General features: G+C 57.4%; 32 protein-coding genes and 1 tRNA gene. 16 read left to right on the top strand and 17 right to left on the bottom strand.

Annotated features, from left to right (window positions below; all coding sequences use genetic code 11):
- The first annotated feature begins 18 nt into the window (after window positions 1-18).
- The 5 genes from H0O22_RS06750 (at window position 19) to trpC (ending at window position 3,638) form a co-directional block, all read left to right on the top strand.
- A tRNA-Leu gene (locus tag H0O22_RS06750) sits at window positions 19-102 on the top strand.
- Window positions 103-210: 108 nt separating this feature from the next.
- A complete protein-coding gene (locus H0O22_RS06745; RefSeq protein WP_185188173.1) occupies window positions 211-459 on the top strand; it encodes a hypothetical protein in 249 nt (82 codons plus the stop codon).
- Window positions 459-1,265: an RNA methyltransferase gene (locus H0O22_RS06740; RefSeq protein WP_185188172.1), complete on the top strand. Its 807-nt coding sequence runs from the start codon at window positions 459-461 to the stop codon at window positions 1,263-1,265. Before H0O22_RS06745 ends, H0O22_RS06740 begins: the two co-directional genes overlap by 1 nt.
- A gap of 35 nt (window positions 1,266-1,300) precedes the next feature.
- Complete coding sequence (gene lpdA / locus H0O22_RS06735; protein WP_185188171.1) at window positions 1,301-2,743, top strand: dihydrolipoyl dehydrogenase; 1,443 nt, start codon at window positions 1,301-1,303, stop codon at window positions 2,741-2,743.
- 10 nt (window positions 2,744-2,753) lie between these two features.
- On the top strand, window positions 2,754-3,638 hold the full coding sequence (gene trpC, locus H0O22_RS06730; RefSeq protein ID WP_185188170.1) for an indole-3-glycerol phosphate synthase TrpC: 885 nt from the start codon (window positions 2,754-2,756) through the stop codon (window positions 3,636-3,638).
- A 68-nt stretch (window positions 3,639-3,706) separates the two neighbouring features.
- Here trpC and H0O22_RS06725 read toward each other — a convergent pair whose 3' ends face one another.
- From H0O22_RS06725 to rpsD, 3 genes are all read right to left on the bottom strand, one after another.
- Window positions 3,707-5,437, bottom strand: a complete 1,731-nt coding sequence (locus H0O22_RS06725) for an SGNH/GDSL hydrolase family protein (RefSeq protein ID WP_185188169.1) — start codon at window positions 5,435-5,437, stop codon at window positions 3,707-3,709.
- A 387-nt stretch (window positions 5,438-5,824) separates the two neighbouring features.
- Entirely contained in the window at window positions 5,825-7,570 is a 1,746-nt protein-coding gene (locus H0O22_RS06720; RefSeq protein WP_185188168.1) for an SGNH/GDSL hydrolase family protein, read from the bottom strand.
- A 132-nt stretch (window positions 7,571-7,702) separates the two neighbouring features.
- Entirely contained in the window at window positions 7,703-8,311 is a 609-nt protein-coding gene (rpsD, locus tag H0O22_RS06715) for a 30S ribosomal protein S4 (RefSeq protein WP_185188167.1), read from the bottom strand.
- A gap of 131 nt (window positions 8,312-8,442) precedes the next feature.
- On the opposite strand from rpsD, the gene yidD reads away from it, so the two are divergent.
- The 3 genes from yidD to H0O22_RS06700 all read left to right on the top strand — a co-directional run bounded on the left by yidD (window position 8,443) and on the right by H0O22_RS06700 (window position 10,540).
- Window positions 8,443-8,670 carry a membrane protein insertion efficiency factor YidD gene (yidD, locus tag H0O22_RS06710; protein ID WP_185188166.1) on the top strand — a complete coding sequence of 76 codons (228 nt, stop codon included), beginning with the start codon at window positions 8,443-8,445 and terminating at the stop codon, window positions 8,668-8,670.
- Window positions 8,670-8,924: a glutaredoxin family protein gene (locus tag H0O22_RS06705; RefSeq protein ID WP_185188165.1), complete on the top strand. Its 255-nt coding sequence runs from the start codon at window positions 8,670-8,672 to the stop codon at window positions 8,922-8,924. The genes yidD and H0O22_RS06705 overlap by 1 nt, the downstream gene beginning before the upstream one ends.
- A gap of 104 nt (window positions 8,925-9,028) precedes the next feature.
- Window positions 9,029-10,540 carry a UDP-N-acetylmuramoyl-L-alanyl-D-glutamate--2,6-diaminopimelate ligase gene (locus H0O22_RS06700; RefSeq protein ID WP_185188164.1) on the top strand — a complete coding sequence of 504 codons (1,512 nt, stop codon included), beginning with the start codon at window positions 9,029-9,031 and terminating at the stop codon, window positions 10,538-10,540.
- Here the strand turns inward: H0O22_RS06700 and H0O22_RS06695 are convergent.
- A complete protein-coding gene (locus tag H0O22_RS06695) occupies window positions 10,537-11,757 on the bottom strand; it encodes an aminotransferase class V-fold PLP-dependent enzyme (RefSeq protein WP_185188163.1) in 1,221 nt (406 codons plus the stop codon). The two genes, H0O22_RS06700 and H0O22_RS06695, sit on opposite strands and share 4 nt — an antisense overlap.
- Between H0O22_RS06695 and H0O22_RS06690 the strand changes: the two genes are divergently transcribed.
- From H0O22_RS06690 to H0O22_RS06675, 4 genes are all read left to right on the top strand, one after another.
- A complete protein-coding gene (locus tag H0O22_RS06690) occupies window positions 11,714-12,904 on the top strand; it encodes a tyrosine-type recombinase/integrase (RefSeq protein WP_185188478.1) in 1,191 nt (396 codons plus the stop codon). The two genes, H0O22_RS06695 and H0O22_RS06690, sit on opposite strands and share 44 nt — an antisense overlap.
- A gap of 716 nt (window positions 12,905-13,620) precedes the next feature.
- Window positions 13,621-14,016 (top strand): hypothetical protein, encoded by a 396-nt coding sequence (locus tag H0O22_RS06685; RefSeq protein WP_185188162.1) that lies wholly within the window; start codon window positions 13,621-13,623, stop codon window positions 14,014-14,016.
- Window positions 14,017-14,064: 48 nt separating this feature from the next.
- On the top strand, window positions 14,065-14,493 hold the full coding sequence (locus H0O22_RS06680; protein ID WP_185188161.1) for a hypothetical protein: 429 nt from the start codon (window positions 14,065-14,067) through the stop codon (window positions 14,491-14,493).
- 303 nt (window positions 14,494-14,796) lie between these two features.
- A complete protein-coding gene (locus H0O22_RS06675; RefSeq protein ID WP_185188160.1) occupies window positions 14,797-15,648 on the top strand; it encodes an outer membrane protein in 852 nt (283 codons plus the stop codon).
- An 824-nt stretch (window positions 15,649-16,472) separates the two neighbouring features.
- On the opposite strand, the gene H0O22_RS06670 is transcribed toward H0O22_RS06675, so the two are convergent.
- Entirely contained in the window at window positions 16,473-16,745 is a 273-nt protein-coding gene (locus H0O22_RS06670) for a DUF3303 domain-containing protein (RefSeq protein WP_185188159.1), read from the bottom strand.
- Window positions 16,746-17,536: 791 nt separating this feature from the next.
- Between H0O22_RS06670 and H0O22_RS06665 the strand changes: the two genes are divergently transcribed.
- Window positions 17,537-18,286: a hypothetical protein gene (locus H0O22_RS06665; protein ID WP_185188158.1), complete on the top strand. Its 750-nt coding sequence runs from the start codon at window positions 17,537-17,539 to the stop codon at window positions 18,284-18,286.
- 449 nt (window positions 18,287-18,735) lie between these two features.
- Window positions 18,736-19,059 (top strand): DUF3104 domain-containing protein, encoded by a 324-nt coding sequence (locus H0O22_RS06660; protein WP_185188157.1) that lies wholly within the window; start codon window positions 18,736-18,738, stop codon window positions 19,057-19,059.
- A 291-nt stretch (window positions 19,060-19,350) separates the two neighbouring features.
- On the opposite strand, the gene H0O22_RS06655 is transcribed toward H0O22_RS06660, so the two are convergent.
- Window positions 19,351-19,518, bottom strand: coding sequence for a hypothetical protein (locus tag H0O22_RS06655; protein ID WP_185188156.1), 168 nt, complete (start codon window positions 19,516-19,518; stop codon window positions 19,351-19,353).
- 8 nt (window positions 19,519-19,526) lie between these two features.
- Entirely contained in the window at window positions 19,527-19,727 is a 201-nt protein-coding gene (locus H0O22_RS06650; RefSeq protein ID WP_185188155.1) for a hypothetical protein, read from the bottom strand.
- 153 nt (window positions 19,728-19,880) lie between these two features.
- On the opposite strand from H0O22_RS06650, the gene H0O22_RS06645 reads away from it, so the two are divergent.
- Window positions 19,881-20,030, top strand: a complete 150-nt coding sequence (locus H0O22_RS06645) for a hypothetical protein (RefSeq protein WP_185188154.1) — start codon at window positions 19,881-19,883, stop codon at window positions 20,028-20,030.
- Here the strand turns inward: H0O22_RS06645 and H0O22_RS06640 are convergent.
- Window positions 20,027-20,257 (bottom strand): hypothetical protein, encoded by a 231-nt coding sequence (locus tag H0O22_RS06640; protein WP_185188153.1) that lies wholly within the window; start codon window positions 20,255-20,257, stop codon window positions 20,027-20,029. The two genes, H0O22_RS06645 and H0O22_RS06640, sit on opposite strands and share 4 nt — an antisense overlap.
- Before the next feature lie 59 nt (window positions 20,258-20,316).
- A complete protein-coding gene (locus tag H0O22_RS06635) occupies window positions 20,317-20,514 on the bottom strand; it encodes a hypothetical protein (RefSeq protein ID WP_185188152.1) in 198 nt (65 codons plus the stop codon).
- 200 nt (window positions 20,515-20,714) lie between these two features.
- Between H0O22_RS06635 and H0O22_RS06630 the strand changes: the two genes are divergently transcribed.
- Window positions 20,715-20,876: a hypothetical protein gene (locus tag H0O22_RS06630; RefSeq protein WP_185188151.1), complete on the top strand. Its 162-nt coding sequence runs from the start codon at window positions 20,715-20,717 to the stop codon at window positions 20,874-20,876.
- On the opposite strand, the gene H0O22_RS06625 is transcribed toward H0O22_RS06630, so the two are convergent.
- The 8 genes from H0O22_RS06625 to rpmH all read right to left on the bottom strand — a co-directional run bounded on the left by H0O22_RS06625 (window position 20,873) and on the right by rpmH (window position 25,619).
- Window positions 20,873-21,097, bottom strand: a complete 225-nt coding sequence (locus tag H0O22_RS06625; protein ID WP_185188150.1) for an RNA recognition motif-containing protein — start codon at window positions 21,095-21,097, stop codon at window positions 20,873-20,875. The two genes, H0O22_RS06630 and H0O22_RS06625, sit on opposite strands and share 4 nt — an antisense overlap.
- 20 nt (window positions 21,098-21,117) lie before the next feature.
- Window positions 21,118-21,300 (bottom strand): hypothetical protein, encoded by a 183-nt coding sequence (locus H0O22_RS06620; RefSeq protein ID WP_185188477.1) that lies wholly within the window; start codon window positions 21,298-21,300, stop codon window positions 21,118-21,120.
- 69 nt (window positions 21,301-21,369) lie between these two features.
- Window positions 21,370-22,857 carry an AAA family ATPase gene (locus tag H0O22_RS06615; protein WP_185188149.1) on the bottom strand — a complete coding sequence of 496 codons (1,488 nt, stop codon included), beginning with the start codon at window positions 22,855-22,857 and terminating at the stop codon, window positions 21,370-21,372.
- Window positions 22,854-23,396 carry a DUF177 domain-containing protein gene (locus H0O22_RS06610; RefSeq protein WP_185188148.1) on the bottom strand — a complete coding sequence of 181 codons (543 nt, stop codon included), beginning with the start codon at window positions 23,394-23,396 and terminating at the stop codon, window positions 22,854-22,856. The genes H0O22_RS06615 and H0O22_RS06610 overlap by 4 nt, the downstream gene beginning before the upstream one ends.
- Window positions 23,397-23,399: 3 nt before the next feature.
- A complete protein-coding gene (gene yidC / locus H0O22_RS06605) occupies window positions 23,400-24,536 on the bottom strand; it encodes a membrane protein insertase YidC (RefSeq protein WP_185188147.1) in 1,137 nt (378 codons plus the stop codon).
- Between the two features lie 41 nt (window positions 24,537-24,577).
- Window positions 24,578-25,030 carry a PH domain-containing protein gene (locus tag H0O22_RS06600; protein WP_185188146.1) on the bottom strand — a complete coding sequence of 151 codons (453 nt, stop codon included), beginning with the start codon at window positions 25,028-25,030 and terminating at the stop codon, window positions 24,578-24,580.
- The gene (gene rnpA / locus H0O22_RS06595) at window positions 25,027-25,407 is read right to left on the bottom strand and encodes a ribonuclease P protein component (RefSeq protein ID WP_185188145.1); all 381 of its coding nucleotides are present in this window, start codon (window positions 25,405-25,407) and stop codon (window positions 25,027-25,029) included. Before rnpA ends, H0O22_RS06600 begins: the two co-directional genes overlap by 4 nt.
- Window positions 25,408-25,481: 74 nt before the next feature.
- Window positions 25,482-25,619 carry a 50S ribosomal protein L34 gene (gene rpmH / locus H0O22_RS06590; protein ID WP_185188144.1) on the bottom strand — a complete coding sequence of 46 codons (138 nt, stop codon included), beginning with the start codon at window positions 25,617-25,619 and terminating at the stop codon, window positions 25,482-25,484.
- Window positions 25,620-25,644 lie beyond the last annotated feature (25 nt).

The raw sequence follows: 25,644 nt of genomic DNA, 5'->3' as shown, positions 1-25,644 counted from the left end.
AGCGACATCGCCCCCCCTGCGGATGTGGCGGAATTGGTAGACGCGCTAGTTTCAGGTACTAGTGGCAGCAATGTCGTGGGAGTTCAAGTCTCCCCATCCGCACTGAAGGCTCCTCCCCTCGGGGAGGAGCTTTTTTATTGCTGAACCCCGCTGCTCTTGCCAGCTTTGGGGTCGGTGCTCAACCCAGCGCTTCCTTCTGTTTTTGAGTCGATGCTCGTTCTGAAGATCACCAACGCCCCGGAAGTGGTGGCTTCCAAGATGGGGCGCTTCCTGGAGGCCCTGACTCCTGATGCGTTTGATCAGAAAACGATTGAAGACGTCCTGATCAAGGAGCTCATCAAAAACCTCCAGGCCGAAGGCCTGAAGGGCGAGGTGGCCGCGGTCCGGGGCCTGGACCTCGATGACAAGAGCATCGTTGTGGGCGATGGCCTGCACGTGAGGCGCCACGAAACCTTCTGATGGAGCTGATCACCAGCCGCCGCAACCCCCTGGTGGGTCGCCTGCGCGCCCTGCATCAGCCGAAAGGTCGCCGGGAGCAGGGCCTGTTGTTGGTGGAGGGAACCCATCAGCTTCAAGAACTCGTTCGCCTGGGCCTGTTGCCCGAGCAGGTGCTGGCGACCCCGGCCTGGCTAGAGCGCCACGGATCCCTCTTGGACGGCCTGCCCGAGGAGCGGCTGCAGCCGGCAGGCGAGGCTGTGCTGGCGGCTGTGGCCACCACAGAGACCCCGGATGGGGTGGTGGCCACGCTGCCCCAGGAGGCCCTGCCGAAGAAGAAGGGCCTGGGCTCCTTTGTGTTGGCCTTAGATCAACTCCAGGATCCCGGCAATCTCGGCACCTTGATGCGCACGGCCCTGGCGGCGGGGGTGGATGACCTTTGGCTGGGGGGCGGGGCTGATCCCTGTCAGCCCAAGGTGTTGCGGGCTTCGGCGGGGGCGGCTCTTGCTCTGCCCCACCGCCGTGATCCCGATCGGAGTGGCTTAGCGGAGCGACTCGCGCAGGCGCGGGCCGCAGGCCATCACGTGGTGGCCACCCTGGTGGATCAGGCCGGGACTGTTCCCTATTGGGAGTTGGATTGGACCCGGCCAACGGTGCTGTTGCTGGGCAACGAAGGAGCTGGGCTCCATTCGGAGCTGGCGGCCCTGGCCAGTCATCGGGTGACCATTCCCCACAGCACGGCCGCGGAGTCCCTAAACGTCGGCGTGGCGGCGGCTCCTCTGCTGCTGGAGCGGTGGCGGCAGCAACACAAGTTGGGTTTGGGGGGCTGACAGGGGAGAATGCCCCCCAATTGGGCAGGCCTCAGGTGAGCGACGGCAGTTTCGACTTTGACGTCATCGTGATTGGCGCGGGCTACGGCGGCTTTGACGCCGCGAAGCACGCCGCTGAACACGGGCTGCGCACGGCGATCATCGAAAGCCGCGACATGGGCGGCACCTGCGTGAATCGCGGTTGCGTTCCCTCCAAGGCCCTGCTGGCTGCCAGCGGCCGCGTGCGCGAGCTAGCTGACGCGGAGCACCTGAAGGGCTTCGGCATCCATGCCGCTCCCGTGCGCTTTGAGCGCCAGAAAATCGCCGATCACGCCAACCAGCTGGTGGCGACGATCCGCACCAACCTGACCAAGACCCTGGAGCGCGCCGGGGTCACGATCATCCGCGGCACCGGACGTCTGGAGGGCCCCCAGAAGGTGGGTGTGCGTGAGATCAACGGTGTCGACCGGGTTCTGACCGGCCGCGACGTGATCATCGCTACCGGCTCTGATCCGTTTGTGCCCCTCGGCATCGAAACCGACGGCCGCACGGTCTTCACCAGCGATGAGGCCGTCAACCTCGAGTGGCTGCCCCGCTGGTTGGCGATCGTTGGCAGCGGCTACATCGGACTGGAGTTCGCTGACGTCTACACGGCGCTGGGCTGTGAAGTGACGATGATCGAGGCCCTGGATCGGGTGATGCCCACCTTCGATCCCGACATCGCCAAGATCGCTGCCCGGAACCTGATTGATGGCCGCGATATCGATGCCCGCTCCGGGGTGTTGGCCAAGTCGATCAAGCCCGGTGCTCCGGTTCAGATCGAACTGGTGGACATGCAGACCCGCGAGCCCGTGGAGACCCTGGAGGTCGACGCGGTCCTGGTGGCCACTGGCCGGGTCCCCACCAGCAAGGAACTGAACCTAGAGGCCTGCGGCATCGAGACCAACCGCGGCTTCATTCCCGTGGACGATCAGCTGCGGGTGCTGGTCAACGGCGCGCCGGTCCCCCACCTCTGGGCGGTCGGTGATGTGACCGGAAAGATGATGCTGGCCCACACCGCAGCGGCCCAGGGCACGGTCGCCGTGGACAACATCCTGGGGCACCCCCGCTCGATCGACTACCGCTCGATCCCTGCGGCCACCTTTACCCATCCGGAAATCAGTTCGGTGGGCTTGAGCGAAGCCGACGCCAAGGAGTTGGCGGCGAAGGAGGGCTTTGAACTGGGTTCGGTGCGCAGCTATTTCAAGGCCAACTCCAAGGCCCTGGCGGAGCTGGAGAGCGATGGCTTGATGAAGCTGCTCTTCAACAAGGCCACCGGTGAAGTCCTCGGTGCCCACATCTATGGACTCCATGCCGCTGACCTGATTCAGGAGATCGCCAACGCCGTGGCTCGCCGCCAAAGCGTGAAGCAACTGGCCAATGAGGTGCACACCCACCCCACCTTGAGCGAGGTGGTTGAAGTGGCCTACAAGCAAGCCGCCATGGCGGTCGCCGCCTGAGGAGAGAACCATGGAGATCCGCCGCAGGCCCCCCAACCCGAAGGTGAAGGTGGCTCACCTGGAGTACGCCTGTCCCCATGAGGAGGGCGAGCCCCGCAACATCCTCGAGAAGATCGTCTGGGAGAAGGACCGCGAAGTGGCGGCGGCCCGCGATCGGGTGCCCCTAGATAAACTCAAGCGTCAGGTGGCGGCCCTGCCTGCCCCCCGCGACTTCCTGGCTGCGCTGAAATCGGCCTGCTGCAAGCCGGCCGTGATTGCTGAGGTCAAGAAGGCCAGCCCGAGCAAGGGGGTGATCCGCGAGCACTTCGATCCGGAGGCGATTGCCCAGGGGTATGCCGCTGGGGGGGCCAGCTGCCTATCGGTGCTGACCGACAAGCCGTTCTTCCAGGGGGGCTTTGAGGTGCTGGTGCAGGTGCGTCAGGTCGTGGACCTGCCGTTGCTTTGCAAGGACTTCATCCTGACGCCCTATCAGCTCTATCAGGCGCGGGCGGCCGGGGCTGATGCGGCCCTGTTGATTGCGGCGATCCTGAGCGATCAGGACATGGCCTATCTGCTCAAGGTGGCCAAGAGCCTGGGACTCACGGTGCTGGTCGAGGTGCACGATGCGGCGGAACTGGAGCGGGTTTTGGCCCTCGATGGCGTCCAGCTGATTGGGATCAACAACCGCGACCTGGCCACCTTCCACACCGATCTGGCCACCACGGATCAGTTGATGGAGCGCTACGGCGACCAGCTGCGCGCCAAGGGCTGCCTGCTGGTGAGTGAGTCGGGGCTGTTCAGCCGCGATGATCTCGACCGGGTCCAGAGCGCCGGTGCCGATGCGGTGCTGGTGGGTGAATCGCTGATGCGCCAAGACGATGTCACCCAGGCGCTGGAAACGTTGATCGGGGGTTGAAGGAAGCCAGCAAAAGTCATCAGCGTTAGATCCCTGAGATCCCATGATTATTCTTTAAATAAAGAGATCTATTCAATTGCAGTTGTCTCTAGTTCCTTGATGTTTGATATATGCTTCAAGGCGCAATTCGCAATTGCCACTGTAATGGGAATGCCTGGATGCCTATCCACGTTGGAGCCTATCCACATGTGACGTGGGGCGTCGCTTTCCCCGGCTACGTTCTGGACATCCTTAAGGCAAGAGTGGTTGCGGATGTCAAGTCTAGTGAACAAAGTAGATGCCTTCTTGAAGGTTGTTTGGTGATGCTCTGAACCATTCCATGGGGTAAAAAGCACAAGAAATGGCGTGGGTTGAATCAGGCTTTTAAGCTCCCTGATTGTTTGGATATTGTTTCCTTCGTTTTCTGGCTTCAAATCAAGGTCGTTGTCGACAAAACCCAGGATGATCAGATCCGAATGATGGAGTCTCCCTTTCTCTCTCATGAACCTGATTTGGTCTTTAGTGGACCACCCGCCGATTCCCCAATGGCGAACCTTGCAACTTGGAATAAGCTTCTCTAGCTGGCTTGTCCACCTCTCGTCGTTCTTCGCTCCCCCGCCATACCCCCACACAAACGAGTCTCCTAGAATTGAGATGGTGCAGGATGAAGCTTCGTTATATGAAGAGACCGGCTTATCCGCGAAACCGTATTCATTGACAGCTAGGAATCTTTCCCGCATATCCTGCTCATATTGAAGTATCTCATGGAGAGGTAGATAGGTGGGAGCGGTGCTGCTGGCTTCGTCTAGCCAGCTAGTCTTAGTCAAGATTATTTCTATAACCGAAAGTGCACCAAAGCATGCAAATGCAAAAATAAATAAATTCGTCAAAAGTACTTTAATTAGGCTTCGGTAACATTGATTACTTGAAAGCCTGTTCGCTTGGCTTTGGCCTGTGGTTTTTCTCTTGTGGCTGCAGGCTAGTAATAATAGTGCGATAACAGCTAGCGTAAATCGAGTTGATAGCGAAAAATCAGATGTTCCAATGGAGACGATGTATCCCCTCGAGGCTTCCAAGTCAAAATAAAGTCTTTTGAAATCAGTACTAGCTGTCTTTGCTATTAGGGTTTGGAGCTTTGGATGGAATAAAGCATTAGCTTGCTTTCTGTCTATGAAAAGTTGTGGGGCTGTAATCCACGGAAGAAGGTGTCCACGTTGAATTAGTTTCTGGTCAGTAAGGGTGGTTCTGCACTTTGCCTCAATGTCCTTGTCTATCTTGATACTGGTTAGTGCAAGGGGGAATCTGTCTATCCAGCTGGATATTCCGTTCACGTGCTTGTTGCTGGTCCATTCTCTTATTTGAATTCGTCCGCCTCTTCGTCCATTATTAATGATCTTGCTTAGGTAACCTTCTTGTGAGTTGAGTCCTCTGTTGTTGGCTGCATTTATCTTTTGTTCAAGCCAAGACCAGCTTGGGGAATGTTGCAAGGTCTCCGCTCTACTCCTGCTGAGGCTGGGGTCAATGTTCTTAGATATTCCGGAGTGCGATGGGAAATCTTCGGGAAAGTCTGACTGTGTCAGCTTTCTCCTTAGGAAGTAAGAGCCTATTTCTTTGAGCTTGTTCTCTGATCTTTTGTTTGGCAGGCTTGGGGAGAGAGCTGCAGATGTTTCTATTTTGACTTTGTAGTAATCAGTTTGTTGAAGGCAATCTGAGTTGAATCTTGTTAGGAGTATCTTCTCTGATGTGCCGGGTATGACCGCCGTAATTAGAAGTATGATCCAGGCTGCTTTGGGAATCTTTATGTTTGGGTTTGTCTTCATGGTTTAAGTCTTCTCATATTGGTGCTGTACAAAACCTCAGAGATTTATCATGTCTGAGGGATTCAGTTTACGCACTAAATGGGGATATCTAGAGATCTCAATACTAATCTGGCCCCCACTGAGTAGTTGATTGAGCGACACGCCGACCAGCTGCGTGCCAAGGTCTGCCTGCTCGTGAGTGCGTCTCGGGTCTGTTCAGCTATGTTGATCTCGACCGGCTCCAGGGGTGAACCGTTGATGCGTCAGAAGGATGTCACCCAAGCGCTGGAAACTTTGATCGGGGGCTGGTTTATTAGTCCTGCTCCAACTTGTGACACCTTCTAATCTTTGAAGCAATCTTGTTGGACTTGGGAGGATCTTGATTTTAATGAAGCCTTTTCTGTGCCATTAATTTGTTTTTGTTGATTTGGACTGGACTCTAGCTTTCTTGTGAAATTGGCTGTGAAGAGCTGCGGTGATGTGCTCTGCGAAGATCTCATGGCCTTTGTCGCCGAAGTGCCAAATGTCTGCAAACAATGTTGTAGCGGTCGAATTAAATATGTCTCTTAAGTCTAGAAATATGTAGCCTTCATTTAGTAGATCTGATAGCTTTAGTCTGGTTGAGGCCTCGTTGAACCAATGGTTGAGTATTCTTCTTGGAAGAGACCAATCGTAGAGCTTTGATCCTGCGTACCCAACAAGGATTGCTTTTTCTGCTTGAGTTAGCGATGCTTTATCTATGGCAGATGGTGGTATGGCTTCGTAAACGGAGATATTGTTCTTAGCTGCTAGCGCTCTGATGGCCTCTGAATAAGCGACTAGTTGATCTGTTGAGGCCGCTCCAATTTGACGGTAATCTTGTCTTGCTCCAGGCACCTTGGAGTCGAGATTTAGTGTCCTGTTGAGGATGTCATTCTGTCCATGCACAATGACCAATGCTTTTGGGGGTGTGTATTTTGACAAGAAGTCATCCAGGAGTTCAAGCTCTCTGTCTGATTTTATTCCTCCTTTGGCAAGTACTCCAAAGCACACGTTTTCTCGAACTTTAAGAGTTAGATTTTCTGCCGATAAATTCCACCATGTTTTTGGGACTGAGCTGGCATGAGCTCCCTCTGCTACAGAGGCTCCAATAGCTAGTACATCGAGTTTGTTTGGATCTCTGGTAGTGCATGTTGAGCTGTAGCTGATTCCGTTGTCATCTTTGTCGAAGTTGTTAACTCTGTCAAAAGCATTTTCTCGGTGGCCGTAGTTCTCTAGGTGTCCTTTCCTCCAGGTTGAATCCACAAGCCTTTCTCCGGTTTTTCCTGATGAAAATGATTGATATAAGACTTTCAGTCGAGTGTTCTCAAAAATCTCAAGTAGTGCAGAATTAGCTAGAAGTGAGTTTCTTGGAAGTGGGTTCCAGTGCATTGCTCTACTGAGCTGCTCTGCCATTAGGTATCCTGTGATTATGAGTGCTGCTGAGATTGTGAAAGTCTTCTTTTTATGACTTCTTGAGATTATTGCAAGCATAATTCCTGCGACAAGAGATCCCAGGGCGATGTTTAGGGCTGAGATGTTTTGCCCTGTTGCTTGCTCGCCATTCAGTTGGCCAGGGTTGATGGACTCGTAAATATTTACGGGGACTGTCAATTCTTGAAGAGTTGGGTCTCCTGTTTCTGGATGATTAATTGGATCAAAAAAAACTTTCTTATCCGCTCTGCTTGTTGGTTCTTCTGTTTGGTTAGCCTTGAGTCTCGCGAGGAGCTTGGTTTCGTTTCGTGGGTATCCATTAATCGATATCCTGTAAAGATAGGCGGTGCCATGAGCCAGGTTTTCGCTTGAGCTGGTATTTGCTCTTGCTTGGCACCTGTAGTCAATATGGTTTAGGTCTTCTTTGTGAAATGTGCAGTTTGTGAGTGCTCTTCTTGTTGTTTTTCCGTCTGCGCCCGCAAAGTAGAACGGCACGTCCTTTTCGAAAAAGCTCGTCAGGTAGTTCCGCGACTTTTGGAGTTGCTTGGATGCGCTTGAGCTCTGCTTGTCTAGTTGAATGTAGAAAGATGCTACGGCGACTTTGTCGACTGCTAAGTGTCTGTATATGGAGCTGGAGGCAATTGCTCCACTAGCTGCGATGGCGAGGGTGGCCAATACAGGCTTGACTTTCTTGCTCAGCACGCTCTGTATTGTCTGCTTTTGCGAGTCTAATCTTTCGGAGTGATTGGATTTCTTGGCTGTTCCTTTGTGTTGTCACAAAAAAGCCCCCGCGTTTGCGGAGGCTCGGTGAACGGAGGGGTGTCTGACTCGGGATCAGACCTTGCGGGAGTAGTACTCCACCACCAGCAGTTCGTTGATTTCGAGAGCGACCCACTCGCGCTCGCACTTACCGCCGACCTTGGCGATGAGCTTGTTCTTGTCGAGCTCGAGGTGAGGGGGGATGTTGGCGAGGCCAGGGAATTCCAGGTTGCCTTCAGCCAGTTTCTTGCTCTGCTTGCGCTCACGGATGGCGACCACATCGCCGGCCTTACACTGGTAGCTCGCGATGTCCACAACGCGGCCGTTCACGGTCACGTGGCCATGGTTCACCAGCTGACGGGCACCGGGGACGGTGGGGCCGAAGCCGAGGCGGAAGCAAACGTTGTCGAGACGGTTCTCGAGCAGTTTCAGCAGGTTGGTACCCGTGGAGCCCTCTTGGGCACGGGCCTTTTTGACATAGCGAACCAGCTGACGTTCGGAAATGCCGTAGTTGAAGCGAAGCTTCTGCTTCTCTTCGAGTCGGATGGCGTATTCGGAGCGCTTGCGACGGGCTTGGCCGTGCTGACCGGGGGGATAAGACCGCTTGGCGGACTTACGGGTGAGACCAGGAAGGTCTCCCAAGCGCCGCGTAATCCTCAGGCGAGGGCCGCGGTAGCGAGACATAGGAACTGCTGTTCAGGTTGATTCAGACGTGGCTTGCCTGAGAGCATGGAGGGGTGGTCCTGGGACCGCTCTCCGCTGCAAGGCTTGATGCCACGCAAGTTGACGATCTTATCGCTCGGCCTGAAGCGTCCATGAACAGCCTGCTCCAACGTCTGCTGCTGGCCCTGATCGGTTTCTATCGCCTGGCGATTTCACCTCTGCTGGGCCCTCCCCGCTGCCGCTTCATTCCCAGTTGCAGCGCCTATGGCCTGGAGGCGATTGAACGCCACGGCCCCTGGCGCGGCAGCTGGCTGACGCTGAAGCGCCTGCTGCGTTGTCACCCCTGGACGCCCTGCGGTTGCGACCCGGTGCCGGATTGATGGCCACCTTGGTGCTGGTGACCCGGGTGGGCTGTTGCCTTTGCGAGGGCTTGGAGGAGAAGTTGCGCGCCGCCGCGGTCCCCTTTGAAGCCGTGGATGTGGACCTGGATCCCCAATTGCTGGCCCGGTTTGACCTGGAAGTCCCCGTCTTGATTCACCGCGGCGCCGACGGGGAGCGGGTTTTGCCTCGGTTCTCGCCCCGGTTGGGGGCATCGCAGTTGGCCGGCTGGCTGACCCAGCAGGGGGTCCATTAGTCCCGCTCCAGAGCCTGTCTTGGTTGAGGCTCACGGGACTGGTCTCAGGGGCGACGTTTTCATCTCAGAACCGACCTAAAACAGCGGGGTCGCAACCCCTCTCCATGTCCCAACGGCTCCACACCCTGCTGCGACAGGTCGGGCTGGCGGTTCCCCCTGGGCTGGGGAATGTGGATGTGGACGGGGTGAGCTGTGACTCCCGCCGGGTGGGGACCGGGACTGTCTTTGTGGGCTTGCCTGGAGCCACGGTGGATGGCGGTGCCTATTGGCCGGAGGCGCTTCAGGCCGGTGCCGCCTTGGCTGTGATTGGCCGCGCTGCCGCAGAAGCCCGGCCCCCCGCCGATGGTGATGCGGTTTTGGTGGTCTCTGACCCGGTCTCCCGCTGGGCTGGTTTGCTGGCCGCGGAGTTCTGGCAGCAACCCAGTCAGCGCCTGGCTTTGATCGGTGTGACGGGCACTAACGGCAAGACCACGACGACCTATTTGTTGGAACACCTGGCCAGCCAGTGCGGCTACCCAGTGGCCCTATTCGGCACCTTGATCAACCGCTGGCCGGGTCACAGCGTGACGGCTCAGCACACCACGGCCTTTTCCGACGAGCTGCAGGCCCAACTGGCGATGGCCGCGGAGGCCGGATCGCGGATCGCGGCGATGGAGGTGAGCTCCCATGCCCTCGATCAGCAGCGGATCAGCGGTTGCCGCTTTGCCGGGGCGATCTTCACGAACCTGACCCAGGACCACCTCGACTACCACCCCTCGATGGAGGACTACTTCGAGGCCAAGGCCAAGTTGTTTGATGCGCCCCTCCTGGGGCCGGACGCCCGGGCTGTCGTCAATGTCGATGACCCTTGGGGAGCGCGGTTGGCCGAACGCTTGGGCGAGCGTTGCTGGCGGGCCTCCCTGGAGTCCAACTCCTCCGCGGAGCTGCGGATGGAGGGGTTGCAGATGGGCCCCCAGGGGGTCAGCGGAACCCTGATCACCCCGCTCGGTCAGGGAGCGTTTGCCTCGCCGTTGCTGGGCAAGTTCAACTTGATGAATCTGCTTGAGGCCGTTGGGGTTTTGCTGCAGCAGGGGCTCCCCTTGTCGGCAATGTTGGAGGCCCTCGGCAGCTTTAAGGGGGTGCCGGGCCGGATGGAGCGGGTTCAGGTGGCCCGCGTCGAATGCTGCGATGCAGGCTTGCCGGCGGTCCTGGTGGATTACGCCCACACCCCCGATGGCCTCGAGAGTGCCCTCACGGCTTGCCGGCCCTTTGTGCAGGGCGAACTGATCTGTGTTTTTGGTTGCGGCGGGGATCGTGACCGCACCAAGCGCCCCCAGATGGCGGCCATCGCAGCGCGGCTGGCGGATCAGGTGCTGGTGACCTCCGACAACCCACGCACGGAGGATCCTGATCAGATCCTCAAGGATGTGGTTGCAGGGATTCCAGAGGGCACGCCCCTGCGGGTCGACGTGGATCGTGGCCAGGCGATCGCAGAGGCGATTGCGAAGGCCCAGCCCCAGGACCTCGTCCTCATTGCGGGCAAGGGTCACGAGGATTACCAAATCCTGGGCACCACAAAGGTGCATTTCGATGACCGCGAGGAGGCCGAGAAGGCCCTGCGCAATCGACCCTGCTAGCTGAGCTTGGCCAGTGCTCCGATCAACCCCTCGAGTTCAGCGGGGGTGGTGCAGATGTGGGTGCAGGCCCGGAGGCAATCCGGGGAATCGAGGCGGCGGATCCAGATCCCGGCTTGACCGAGGGCCGTCACGGCTTGGGCGGTCTCAATGCCCTCCAGCTGGAAGCTGATGAGTCCTGCGGGAGGCGCCTCCGGCAGCAGGGTGCTGCAACCCGGGAGCGATTGCAGGCCACTCCAGAGCTGCTGACTGCCCTGACGGATCCTCTTGAGGCGTTCGTCGTCATCGCCTTCTGCGGTCAAGAGCTCTAGCGATTGACGCAGGCCGCTGAGGAGGGGGACACAGGAGGTGGCGACTTCAAAGCGGCGCCCATCGCGGTGCCAGCTGCTTCCGGCGCTGCCCTCGTGCTCGAGGCTGCGCCAGCCAATCAGGGTCGGTTGGCCTTGTTCGAGGACCCGCTCCGAGAGGGCCACGCCGCCAAGGCCTTCGGGGCCGCAGCACCACTTGTGGCCGGTGAAGGCATAGATGTCGGACACCTGCGCGGCTTCGGCGACGGGAAGGCTGCCCATGGACTGGGCCGCATCCACCAGCAGCCAGGGTTGCTTGGGATGGTGTTTGAGCTGATGGGCGACCGCCGGGATCGGCATCACTGCCCCGGTGTTCCAGAGCAGATGGGAGAGGACAACGAGCCGGGTCCGGGGGGTTTGGCAGGCCTCGAGCTGCTGCAGCACGGCGGACTCCAGTTCCGCCTGCGGGGTGGTCTGGCAGAGCGCGAGGACCGGCAGGGTGGCCAGGCTCAGCTGATGGCGGCGAGCCAATTCCTGGCAGGCGGCGACAACACCGGGATGCTCACAGTCGCTGATCAGCAGCTCATCGCCTGCCTCCCAGGGCAAGCCCCAGAGGGGTAGGACGCAGCCGCTGGTGACGTTCTCCGTCAGGGTCATGCGAAGGGGGCCAACCCCGCACCAGCCCGCGAGGGCTCTGCGCAGGCGACTGGTTTCCTGCTCGATGAAAGGCCAGACATCGGTTGTGAACGGCCCGAGCTCCTGAATGGTTCTCCAGCTCTGGTTGATTGCCTCCAGCGACGGGGTCGGCAGGGGACCTTGACCGCCGTAGTTGAAGTAGGTCTTGTTGGCTAGTGCTGGGCAAAGATCCCTAAGGCTACTAGCGTTTGCGTTGGTAGAAGCGTTGGTAGCGGTGCCCAAAATTGCCAGCCACATCTACAAGGCACGTCAGTCTTACGTCCTTCAACGAGCGGTGCCATCAGACGTGCGTCAGATCGTCTGTAAAGCCACTTGGAAGGAAGGCGGTGGTAAAACCCTCAACGAAGCCAGAGCGCGGCTTCCAGGCTTTCTGGCGAGGACTGATCGAGAGATCGCGATTGCCCGTAGGGAGTTGCAGCTGACCCCTGATGAGCAGATCGATCGGCTTCCCTGCACAGGGGCTCTCGACGACCCTGAGGTGCAGGAGCTTCTGCTGGAAGGAGCGCGGGTTGATCCGGATTTGAGTCAGGCCCAACGAGAGCGGATGGTCGCTGTCGTCACCGGTGAGCTGATTCCTGAGCCCCTCTACACGGCTGAGGATCTGATTGCTGTTGCGACCAAGCTCAAGCAGCCAGCAAGACGGACGCGAGATAGCTGGTGCAAGCAGCTCGATCTGTTCATGGGGTTCTGCGGTGTTGGTTCACCGCTGTCATGCACCAAAGATCACGCTGCCTCTTACCGGACTTACTTGCTTGAACGGGTAAGTGCCAACACAGCCAAGACCACAATCAATTATTTGAGTGGACTTTGGTCGATCCTTGAAGAAGTTAAGCCAAATTCAACGCATATTTTCAGGGGCCTAGCGAAGCGCATTAAGGTCGTCAAGAAAGATCGTCTGGATGTTGTTAACCCAGTCACAGACTGGACCGGCAGCATCTATGTCCCAGTCCTCAAGGTGCTTTATTACACAGGGGCGCGCTTATCAGAAGTTTCTGGCTTGAGGGTTGAGGACTTGCTTGAAGACAGGATTGTTGTACGTCCGAATCTAGAGCGTTCGCTAAAGACAAGTGCTTCTCATCGAGAAATACCACTGCATCCTGAGCTTGAAGAGATACTCGCCCCACTTCGATCCTCTACTGGCTTTGTATGGCCGCGATTACAAGGTCCTGATGGACGTTGGGGGCATAACTTGTCGAAGCCTTGTAAATCCATCACAGGGGTTAATCCACATGGGCTGCGGCATCATGCTGCGACACGGTTAAGGGAGCAGAACTTCAACGAGGCAACAATCGGGAAATTGCTTGGACATGAACCATCGAACGTAACTGGAAGCTATGGCTCGGTTCCTTGGCAGCGCTTGGTAGAAGCCGTCCGATCGCTGTAGTGAGTTTCTTGATTACTTATTTGAAACGGTGATAACGGGCTCATACAGGCAAAAGCGATAACGGGCGTATACGAGGAGACCGGTAACGGGCTTATGGGGGAGAGACTGATCTGCCCCGTGTAGAGGGAGACCGTTGATTTCGGGTGTTTAGAGGTAGAGGACAATAACGGGCTTATACAGGGAGAAGCGATGGCGGGTGTATAGGAGGAATAGATCCCACATGTATAGAAGGGAATCTTGATGGCACCTGTATACACGAAGAAGGCGCTCCGACCCGTATACACAGAAGAACTGACCACGCCAGGTTCAAGGCGGTAAAACCAGACGAGTGGATTCGTCTCTAAAGAAAGGGGCAGCTCTGAATGCCAACTATGACTGGTTGGAGTAGGTCGTTGTTCGCGTTGTTGGACGCCAGGGAGAGCACAGCTTCAGGCACTGTGCAGTAGTACCCGTTATCCAACCCCGTTAGCCCGACGCGAGTAACACAGCGGCGGCACCATGAACTCAGGTGAAATCCATCATTCGATGGATGACTTGTTCGTCTTTACGGAGTGAGTGCTACAGGCGGAGCCTACGGCAACACTTCCCAAACCGAATCTAGGTGAAATACCCAGACGGGTAATTGACCAGTGACTCACAATCACCATCTACCAGGACAAGAGACCAGTAGGTGGTGATCACAATCAATAAATAATCCACACGTGTGGATAATTCCTATGTCAACTCAAATCACACTAAGCAAACTCATTACCCCAATCACTGAAGATGGAATCCCTGATCAACGCCATCTTGCAAGCCTAAAGCGAATACTCCAAGAAATCGGAGAAGACACGGCAAAGAATCTTCTGCAGTTTGCGGAATCAACAGCTCTTCTTCAAAGAGGGGCTGCAGACAATGGATTACGGCTTGCGATAGCAATTTCCAATGAAGCAGAATATCTTGAGAAAAATCATCGTTTCGATAAGGGCAATAAGTACGGGTGGCAGTCAAAACGACTTAGGAAGCAAGCACAACGGATGCTTGAGTCAGTTGGTTTCAAAAGGAGCAATGCACACAAACTGGCAGCTACAGCTGATTGGTTAACTAGTCGGCATACTGATAAAGATGAGTAGAAGTGGTTTGACACCCTTACTCCATCACATCTTTACGAGCTAAGCAGGATGTCTCCTGAACCTTTCAAAGTGACACAAGAGGAGGTTAGTTTTGAGAACTTCAACTTCTGTGCAGGACAGCAATCAATCACTGTTCGCCGCCTTAAAGAACTTAGACAACAGTTTCCGAAAAGTGAGGTAACGGAAGAAAGTAAAGAACCAACCAAGATTTCAACATCATCTGGACCAAAAGAAAATCAAGGCCTCAACACTGCAACAAGTGAACTGGTTGAGCAGTTTGTATCACTTGTAAAGGCCATCGACTGGTCAAGCCTTCAGCAAGAGACGATTGCAATGGAGTCGTTGGGCACAATTGAATACACCCTGACTCAGATCTGCGAGCTTGTCGACCAGTGGAAATATGCGCCAGTCACAGTCACTAGTAGATATGAGCAGCTGGAGATTGAACTAACACCTGTAGCCCTTCAAAAAGTATGAGCAAAGAAATGGGAGCGATGGATCAAGGTCATTTTTTTATTGAATCGACATTATTCCAAAGACCCTCTATATTTCAAGATTAAGCAAGTTCAACAGCCCGCCAGAAAGGCCTTCGGGACTGAATTGCTTTCAACAACGGTGATAGCCCAGGCAATAAGTAAGCACTGCCTCACGAGAATACCATGCCAAACACCAGATGAAATGCCACGAGCTTCAATGCTCGTAGCCGATCAAAACTTGAAGGGTTGCAGGGGCCAACGCTTTACATGCGAGCAATTAGGGATGGACGCTGATTCGAATTAGATGTGTCAGGTCAAGTATTGCCATAAGGGAAGCCTGCATGAGTTTTCCCTGCGTTTAAATAGGGGAACATCTACCAAACATAAGATGAGAGTCCATTTCAGGATCGCAGCAGCAGCGGCTACCTTTTTTGCTGTCAGCTCTCCGGTGTTCGCTCAAGACCCTTCTGAAGAGGCTAAGGGCTTCTATGCGACGCTTGGAGCTGGTGCTTCATGGACAAACAATACCGGCAACAATGAAAAGTCATACTCGGGAGTATTTGATAACGGTGATGCCTATTCCGGCTTCCTTACTCCTCAACTTGATCTTGGGGTGGGCTTTGCCGGCGAAGCTGGCTTTGGGTACGACTTCGGCGATATTAGAGCTGAGCTAACGTATCTATTTAATGGACCAATGATCGGTGAAATCACCGGCAGTGGTCATGAAAGTGGCACTAACCTTGGCAATACATACACCGATATCCCGTACGGCTTCACTATCACCGGAACTGGCACTCTCAGCACAAACAGTATATTCGCGAGCGCTTATTATGACATTGAGACAAAGTCCAAGTTTACTCCTTATGTGGGCGGTGGGATTGGCTACACAAACGTATCCGTCCCTACTCAGTCCGGTAGCGCTTCGTTGAGCTCGGGAGCGACTGGCACATTTTCTCAAAGTGTAAAAGTCGATGGCGGCAACGCTGGAGCTTTCGGCTATCTTGCAAAAGCTGGTGTGGCATATGCAGCAACCAGCAAAGCTGATGTGTTTGTAGAGGCTACTTACAATGGCTCTACAGCTTTCTCCATCAATGGACTAAATTATTCTCCTCTGTATTCCTATGGCGCTCGCGCAGGTGTTCGTATTCGACTTTGATGAGAAGGGTATAAGAAGTTAGCCAGGCCGCCGAATAAGGCGGCTTTTTTATTGATCAACACCAGATGGTTCAAGCTACTCACGAACTAGCGCAGCCCAGCCCGTATTCAAAGATTTCCCATCGCTGTCCCACGTCCTCTTCTGTCGTCCAGCGGAGGTTGTTGCCCCGGGGCTGCTTGGATGCAGATTGGTGAAATGCCATTCATCTGATCCGCTTCTTGTTTAAGGCGATTGCTGCCGCAAATTTCTAAACCCACTTCAGGCACCGGCAAGGACTACATTTACCCCATACCGGGAGTCCGTTTGCTGGCATTTGCAGCCACTCGCCTCACACTAATGCCAGCGTTAGCCGATCACTGGGCGACCTTCCAATGAACCCAGACGTGCTCACCAGCCTTGAGCAGCTGGACTAGGAATGGCAGCAGCGTCTGTTGATGCAACCCAGCAGCACTCAGGCAGACAAAAAAAGAAGGGGTGTTGAAGACCCCTTCACCCTCCCGAAGTCCGACCCAAGGTCGTGAGGAGATGATCCGGCAGCCGTTCCAGCGGGGATGTGCCGTTTGTGACCGGTTGAACGTTTTGTGTGGGTCTGAGGACCGCCGCAGGACGGCTTCAAGCAGCTGGTGAGGTGTGCATACCAGCAGCCGCTCCAATCCATACCAACGGGCCCTCAGATGCCGCTCAGCGCCTGAGATGCGGCTACTTGCCCAGGAAATGATCAACGCGCTGGCCTCATGGCAATCGCCATAAGCTCCCCGACCCACTGCTTAGTCGCGGGGAGTGTTGAGGTGGGACGACCGCGTAGGCGGAGCCCCGGCAAAGAACTATGCGTAGACCTTGGCAATCAGCGGACCAGCTTCTTCGTCAGAAAGAACGGGAGTTACCTCCCAATCCAGGCACTCAGCCCACTCGGCCGCATGCTCGTAGCAGGCAGATGCATCGTCCGCCTCCACAAGAATCCAACCTTCTACCGAGCCAGGTGCGTGGAAGCGTTTCCAGGACTTGCATGAGGGGAAAGGAGCACCTGTCGCCATGAACTTTTTGGCGGCAATTTCGTGATAGCCGGTCTTGAAAGACCAGTGCATCAAAAAGGTCATGGGGACGTGTCTAACCAGGTCACAGTGACCGCAAGGGTGCGAATCCATGCGTATCAACCGCAACTAGAGCAAGCAGTTATCTCTGGACCAACAGCTCCCCGACCCACTGCTCAGTAGCGGGGAGTGTTGAGGTGGGGGAGTTTGGCACTCCCCCGTCTCGGATCACGTAGGAACGACCACCGTGTCCTCAGCGGTTATGGCCTCGGTGGTGCCGTCAATGCAAGGGGGTGGCGCATCCACTAGGACGAGCTTGGCGGCTAGGACCAGCCAAGGACGTGGGACGCACGGCCTTCAGTGTGTTCGCATGCGAGCAGTACGGATGGCAGACGCGTCACACGGCAGCGGAATGGATGCTGATTGAGGAAGCAATGCAGAAGGCGGGAAGGAGGTGGTTGTGGATGCAAACCCACGTAAACTCATCAATCTTGCAAGTGAAGCTATCCGAGCGTATTAGTATTGCTCGCTGTATTTTACGCACCACTTGCTGTCGCCAGCATTGAGACGGGTGTAGGTGGGTTTGCAGGATTCCCTTATATTCTCTCCGAGGTAGATGATGTCTACATATTCGGGCGCTGCTTGGCAATTCTTGCCTCTCCCTGCTTTTACATAGCTTCCAGGGCAGTTGACGCCGCTCTCCACCAAGACTGAAGGAGCCGCGTTCGCCGGCGATTCAGCGCTCAGTAGTGCCATCCCAAATAGCGCTGACACCACAAGTCCAGAGGCGATCATTAGCCTTCACCTACAAGTGACTACAGAAGTCATGCTAGCTTAGATATAGAAAAAAGAAGCTTATGCGCTCTCCCGGTCTGCTAGCTCTTGCTGGCGCAACACTTCTCGCCTCTTCATTGCCTGCAGCAGCGTATGAAATATCACCAAAGAAATACGGCGATGTATTAAAAGAAGAGCTCCTCCTGTGTTCGCCATATAGAACAGAAGAATATATTCAATATGGACAAGAGAAGCTTCCTAGGGTCTTTCCCGGCGTCGAAGTCTTCACTATTACCGAAGACTGGAGGTCGCAAGACCTTGAGAGCACCAAATTCCCTCTTTCCAAGCCAGTAATCCTGAAAAACCCAATCACAGGGACGACGATTGGTGTATTTGATCGCAATTATAATAAATCCTTCAGGGTTGCTTCGTTCTTTGGCCGGAACACAATCCGGGTCAGGCAAGAAACGGTTGCCAATAAGTCTTTCGGTCGACGCGTGACGACTGGTAGTGAATCAATTCAGTCTTTTGGAATCAAGAATGGTGACGGCTATCTAGTTGTTAATGGGTGCGATGGCGTTTTTAGGGTCAACAAAGCCATTGCGGCTGCTTTGGCTAACTACGACATGGTGAATGGAAAAGCTTTTGTCTTGCTTTCAAATGATGGATCCACCGGTCTAAGGATCAATGAAATTGGTCCAGAAACCGTCAAGGCTTGGAAGGTTGTTTATTCAGATTGGCAGCCCTCTTCTGACGGAAGAAAGAAAGAGTCGTTGCATGTGGCTCCGCGAGTTCCGTCCTCAAGGGAGGTTCCAGAAGAATCCGAGCTCTGACATATGGCCTGCCTGCTCCTGGGTTGCGCTCATCTCTCCTCCCCTCGGCGCCAAGGATCAAGGTCACGGATTACGAGTGAGCCCAACAGCTCCCCGACCCACTGCTCAGTAGCGGGGAGTGTTGAGGTGGGGGAGCTTGGCACTACCCCGTCTCGGACAACGACCTATGCACCAGTCGCCTCCTGAGCGGTTATGGCCTCGGTCCCGAACCGATTGCAAGGGTTGGTCGCGCAGCCTCTAGGACAAGCGAGGCGGTAAGAACCAGCTCGGGCTTGTGGACCACGCACCTAAGCAGTCATGGCCGACCTCAATCCTGAAGAGCATCGGTAGTTGTGCTCAGGATTTCTTTATTTCTGGAGCATGCATTGGCCGCACTCTCGGGATGAGCCAATTTTCCTATTGCCATAGGCATGCCTCCTGATAGAACGTGGGTACTACTCAGGTGGTCTATGGCGGCAATCACCGGCAGCTCGTCACTCGAACCGGTCTTCCTGCACGTCGGCGTCGGCGACGCAGTGCTGGTGGAGCCACATGAAGGTGGCTGGTGGGTCGGTCAGGTCATCCACTGCGAAGGCGGAGCACGATGCAGCGCCAACTCCTTCTTCCAAATCACTGACGTCGATAGCGGTGCAGTGCGCACCGTGAATCCCAACCTCGTAACCGGCATTGTCCGCAAGGGGCATGGCGAGCTGCCGCTGGCGGCATCAGAAGCCCACCGACCACGCAAGGTGCCCATCAAGTCCTCACAATCTCGCCCAGTGGCTCATCGCTAGGTTGAGCTGGGCTTTCTTGGCAGGGCTTGCTGAAGCAGCTAAGGACCGCCATTCCCACCGCAAATTTCAGAAGCCTCTTCTCGTACACACAAGGACTCCAGAAGCCCCCATGGGCCTCCTTTTTGTCGTTGCTTGTGTTTCTGGCGTTGGTAGAAGCGTTGGTAGAGCCGCTCCACTCTCACCCCTAAAATCACTGCAAACACTGGCTTCTTGGGGCTTGTGTCTCTAGTTGAAGTAGGTCTTGTTGGCGAGGGCCGGGCAGAGGTCGCGAAACATGTGGTGAGTTCTCTGTCAGTACCCCAGGCTGCGCATGCCCGGCCTCGGTGAGCCCATCCCGGATGCCGGAAGTCCAGTTCCGTTGGCTTTTGGCGTCCGCGGTTGATGCCGCATCATCCAGACGAAGAGCCCGATCAGGACGATCAAGGCGATGAAGCGCACGGCCCGGCCCGTGGCTGTCATGGGTCGAATCAAGCGCACTGATCGAAGTCGATCGATGGGTTGCCCCTGCGGCGATGCAGGCGGAGCAACCGGAAGCGTTCTCGGCTACTGAAGACCTGATAGACGATTTGCCCTTGCCGTGCAGCCGCTGGCTGGCAATCCACTGTGGAGGGATGCACCGCTGAGCAGAGCAGATCGCCGTTGTTGAACTGATACCAGTAGCCGGCCATCAGCCCCTCCCTGTTAGGGACGATCCAAGCCAACGCCCTGCCGATGTCAAGGCCGAATATTTCATCAGCATTTCTTCCCCTGGTCGGACCCTCGCTCCTGCTGGATAAGGGAGCAGCCGCACTCCCTTGATGAACCCGTTTCGTGGAGGACTCTTGAAGTCGCTCAACCCCGAGCGGCCCTCCACCATCGTCTTGCTCACGCTTGGGGTTCTTGTCGGTTGCTTCCTGGTGCCCTCCCTGGCTCAGGTCTTGGCCTTAACCCTGATTTGTTATCTGGCCTATCTCCGCTTTAGCCGCGTCTAAGCGGGCAACTTGAGGACTGCGATGTTCATTCCCACTCCGGCACTGATTCCGATCACATTCGAGAGGCCCAGCACGCCGCTTAAGACGCCCCAGGTGGCCCAAAAGGTCCAGGTGGCGGCCAAGCAGAAAAACAACAGCGATATCAGCAGCGCCGGAATCCGTAGGGGATGACCAACCGTCAGAAAGCGAGCCAGAAATTCAGAGACCTTCCGATAGATCTTGAACATGCAGTCGCGGCTCTGAGCTCGGGTCTTTCTTGTGTTTTAGCGGCCTCGTTCAGCCCTCGCTAGCGCTTGCGCCGCAGCCAGGGCAACACGAGGAAATCCATCACGGCAAATGTCAGCAGGCAGGGCAGAAAGCCGCGCTCGACAACATGGCAGATCGGCCGGGTGACATCGACCTGGCAGACCCAGAGCTTGGCGATCCAAAACAGGCCAATCTTGATGGCGAAACTGCGCCAGGACCGTGCACTGGGGGGCACCATTTTGCTTCAGCCGGGAGGGGTGATGCCCTGGGTTACGAAGTAAACCGAGACGTACAAGCCTGCAAAGACGAGCAACAAGCCGATCACCACAAGCCGTCCGTCCATGCCTGTCTTTTGCGTTGCGGGTTTGAACACTACTGGTGACAATCCCTTGTTGGTTTCGAACCTGCGAGCTCTAATGGCGCATCGGCACGCGTCTGATGGACTTTGAACCCACAACCGATGGCCTCGGTTACAAGGTTTGCCTCACCAAAGATGGCCATACGGCCTGTGCCTTTGTCAGCAGTGCCCACCTGATCGAAGACAAGCGGCGTCAGCTTGAGGCATCGATCAAGGCGGATGCCGAGCGGACCTCCCGCTAAGAGGCTTTCCCTTCTTCGATCAGGTCCTTCAGCCAGTGGGCCGCCACGGCCCGCGATATGGAGCGGCTGATCAAGAGATCGCAGATCAACTCCCAAAGGGGTTCGCGACCGGTTTGGGCGTAGTCCTTGGCAAACGCCAAGCGTTCCTCGGTGCTGCGGCAGGAACGCAGGGCGTCGATCAGGCTTTCCCGCTGACTGGTCGAGAGCGTGTCTGCGGGCATGGCAGAAAGTGGGCTCGGGTCTAGAGGACCTGGCCGACCATCACGGCGGCCAAGGCTGAGAACACCGTAATGCTCAGGGCGGTCAGGGGATTCTGTCCTTGGGCAACCGCGTAGCTGGTGATGACACCAGCGCCGAGGCCAGCAACCAACAGTTGTGTGGCGAGGGCAGGGCGTTGATCCATTGCGGCTTGGATGCGTTCCATGCAGCTTGCTGCGACCCTCGAAATCAGCGCGACCGATCACCGGGCTTCTTTACCTGGCGTTGGTCTTCTTTACCCGCCGCAATGTGTGGAGGCGGGGCGGGCCCGGCCGCTGCTGGCCCACTGCTGCAGTTGCTCCAACTGTTCGCGCGCGGTGCGGGACAAGGGCACCAGTTGGGCGGCCGCACTGCTGAGATCAGCCTCGCCGAACTCACGGGATTCGCTGAAGGCCTGGTGCATCGCCTCAATCACCACCTGCTCGAGCTCGGCTCCCGAGAACCCCTGGGTCCGGTCCACGACAACATCGAGGGGGATCTGATGAATCGGCCGCCGGCGCCTCAGTTGCAAATCAAGGATCGTTCGCCGTTCTTGGGCGTCGGGTAGATCGAGCAGGAAAATCTCATCAAAGCGGCCTTTGCGCAGCAGCTCCGCCGGCAGTTTCTCCACACCATTCGCGGTGGCGACGACAAAGACAGCGCTGCTCTTCTCCGCCATCCAGGTCAGCAAACTTGCCAACACCCGTTGGCTGGTGCCCCCGTCACTGCGGCCATCGGCACTGCCAAAGCCCTTGTCGATCTCGTCAATCCAGAGCACGCAGGGGGCCATGGCCTCGGCCCGTTGAATCATGTCCCGGGTCCGCGCCTCTGAGGCACCCACCAGTCCGGCAAACAGCCGTCCAACATCCAGGCGCAGCAGCGGCATGCTCCAGCTGTGGGCGATGGCCTTAGCCGTAAGGGATTTGCCCGTGCCCTGGGGCCCCACCAGCAACACCCCCCGCGGCAGTGGCAGGCCGTAGCGGCGCGCCTCGTCGCTGAAGGCCATGTGGCGTTGCTCGAGCCAGCGCTTCAGGGCATCGAGTCCGCCGATGTCGGCTGGGGTGGCTTCGGTCGGGCAGTACTCCAGCAGTTCGCTGCGGGCAATCGCCTGGCGTTTTTCCTCGAGCACCTCGTCGAGGTCCGCACTGCCCAGCTGGCCGCGGCTGGCGAGGCCCCTGGCGGCCACCTGCCGGATGCGCTGCTCACTGAGGCCACTGCAGCTGTGGGTGAGTTGCTCCAGCAGCTCCGCTCCCATGGCTTGTCCGCTGGCTTGGGCGATGTTCCCGAGCAACGTCTGGATCTCCTGTTGGTTGGGCAGCGGAAGATCCAACAGGGTGATGCACTCCTCCAGTTCCCGGGGGAGTTGCCACTCCGCGGCCGTGATCACGAGGGTTTGCGGGCGTTGGCGCAGGCTCGAGGCCAGGTTGCGGAGCTTGCGGCAGATGCTGCTGTCGTCCGCGTATCGATGGAAATCGTGGAGCACCAACAGGGCGGGTTGCTCAGCCGGCAAGGCGCTCAGGCTTTCCAGGGCCGCTAACGGATTGCGGGCGGCTTCCCCATCGCGGCCGGCCCAGCCCTTCAAGCCACTGATGTAATCCCAGCGGGCCAGGGACCGTTGATCGAGGCGCTTCGCCGCTTCAGCGAGCAGGTTGGCGATGCGTTCCTCCTCTTGGCTGCGGATCCAGAGAATGGGCGTCCTGGCCCGGATCAGCAGATCGAGGTGGTCAGCCCAGGCCTGACTCATGGGTTCAGTTTCTTCAGGGCCGCCCAGCGGGGGTCCATCGGCTCATCGCCGGGCTCAGCCTTCAGCTTGGGACCGGGGCAGTCCGCTCCGCAGCGATTGACGACGGGCAGCTGGAGATTGAGTTGCTCAAAGACCCAGTGCTCGGGCTCGAAATCCGCCCGGGGATCCATGCTTTCGGTGAGCGCATCGGGATCCAGGTCGATGACGTCACCGCCGGCCTCGAGCACGCTCTCCAGATCCATGCCCTGCTCCCTGGCCTGTTCGCCGAGCCAGAGGACCTCGCGGGTTTGAAAGCTCAGGGGATGGTTGAACTGCTGCAGGCAGCGGTCACAGCAGAGGGTGACGATGGTGTTGGCTTCGCCGTCCAACTCCAAAATATTGCCGCGATGGACCGCGTGCAGGTGACCGCGGACGGGGGTCAGGCTGTCGAGCTTAGTGAGCCGCTTATCGATGCTCCAGTGTTTGCCCTGCTCAAGAAGCTGGAGCTCCTGGAGCGGCACTGGATGGAGGGGATCACCGGTCTGGAGGCCGTCGCCCATGGCCTACTTCTTGCCCTTCGGTTCGAACGGCATGCGGCTGCCACCGGTCACCGTCGCCGTCACGGTTTTGGCCTCGGCGGCGAGTTGCTGATCGAGGATGGTCTGCAGGTTGTCCGGCAGGGCCTCGCGGGTCAGCAGGAAGGTCTGGATCGCCTGGAAGACGTTGGCGATGACCATGTAGAGCAGCACCCCTGCGGGCAGGGGGAAGAACAGGAACATCCCGGTGATCATCACGGGGGTGATCTTGTTGGCGGTGGCCTGTTGGGGGTTGGCGGGCATGCCCATGCCCGAGAGGATCTGGCTCAGGAACAGGGTGATGCCGAAGCCGCCCACCAGGATGGCGATGTCCCAGTTGATGGCGCCGTCGGTGTAAAAGCCGACCTGGCCCAGGGCCTTGATGAAGAGGAACCCACTGCGGGCAGCCAGGCCAGGGATCTTGGCCTCGACGGTGGCGTCACCAGCCGAAATGGCGTGGATGGCACCGTTTTGGTCGACGCTGACCACGCCCTCACCCTTGGTGACGGACCAGGTGGGGGCAAAGGAGGAGCCGTTCTCAACGCCGCTCAGGACGGAGGCGAAGCTGGAGCCATCCTTGGTGTGCAGGCTGACGGTCTCGGTATCCCCCACCCCCAACTTGGTGCCCTTCTCCAAGCTGGCGATCACGGGGACGTGATCCGTGCTGGTCACAAAGATGGAGTGACTGGCGCTGTTGAACGGCTTCGGCTCGACCGCGGCGATTTGATCGGCCGGCAACACCTTGAGATTCAGGGTGTAGGGGACGTCGGCGAACGGTGATCCCCGCAGGGTGGCAAACAGCGCAAACAGGATCGGCATCTGCACCAAGAGGGGCAGGCAGCCGGAGAGGGGGCTGCCGAACTCCTTCATCAAGGAGCCCAGTTCCTCCTGTTGCTTTTGGGGGTTGTTGGCGTATTTCGCTTTGATCTCGGCCTGGCGCTTTTGCATCACCGGCTGGGCGATCCGCATGCGGCGGGCATTGCGGATCGAGCCCGCGCTCAGCGGGAAGAGAGCCAGGCGAATCACCACCGTTAGGGCAATGATCGCGAGCCCATAGCTCGGTACCAATCCGTAGAAGAAATCCAGGATTGGCAGCAGCAGGTTGTCGGAGATGTATCCGATCACGGCGTCGCTAACGGAGGGGGTGAAAGGTGTGAGTCAGTGTCTCAGGCGGCGGCGTCGCTACCGAAACCGGCGGTGCCAGAGCTCTTGGCGGCGGAACCGCCCTTCAGTCGGGCCTCGATGAAGGCCTGGGCATCGCGGTAGCGGGGCACGGCACGCATTTCCAGCTTCATGCCGTCGCTGAGGACGAGGACCATGTCACCCCAAAAGCCGAAGCCACGGGAGACCGAGCGCACCTCACGGATCTGGCTGTAGACCACCTGGGTGCGGTCGCGGCCGAGCCAGCCGCCGGTCACTTCCACTCGACGGCTGGTGATCCGGAAACGAAGCCAGAGGGCGCGCACCAGAGCACCAACGGCAAACGGAATGCCGATCAGGGTGAGACCAAACAGCAGGTTGGTGATCAGATCACCTTTGGCTGGCCCGCCCTCATAGAAGACCTCTTCGTTGATGCTGGCCCCCGGGGCCACGGGAGCGGGTTGGGAGGCGGCGCTCATGGTCTCAGTCCTGCCTTGGCAAGGAGTTCAGAACATTCTCCCAGGAGGACCTGCTCTTCTGCGTCTGCGCTGCCGGGTTTCAGCGAGATCAGCAGCCACAACCCTTCGCCTTGGTGGGAGAGCTGGCGGCTGAGGTGGCCATGCAACAGTCGCCTCAGGCGGTTGCGTTGCACCGAACGCTTGCTGACTTTGCTGCTCACTACCACCCCGAGGCGGCAGCTCAGTGGATGGCGATCCCTGGGATCGCTCTTCAGCAGCTGGGGTTCGGCGCGCAGGGTCCTCAGGACCATCCACTGGCCGTGGATGCGCCGACCTTTTTGGTAGATCCGATCAAAGACAAAACGCCCCCTCAGCCTGTGTTCCCGAGAGAGCGCCATGGCTTGGGGCTACGCGGGATGGGCTGAGGGGGCGTTGTTGGCTTCGGGGTGAAGCCTTCAGAGGGTGGCGGGGATCAGACCGACAGACGGGCCCGGCCGCGCTTGCGGCGGGAGCGGATCACGCGACGACCGGTGTGGGTCCGCATGCGAACACGGAAACCGGACACCCGTTTGCGCTTACGGCTGGTTCCTTCAAGGGTGCGCTTGGTCATGGCTCCGGCTCGGCTGCGCCTTCAA

Origin of the sequence: Synechococcus sp. LTW-R, assembly GCF_014217875.1 — a bacterium.
GTDB lineage: Bacteria > Cyanobacteriota > Cyanobacteriia > PCC-6307 > Cyanobiaceae > Vulcanococcus.
The sequence above is the reverse complement of the archived record's forward strand: the minus strand, read 5'-3'. Positions and strand labels throughout refer to the sequence as shown.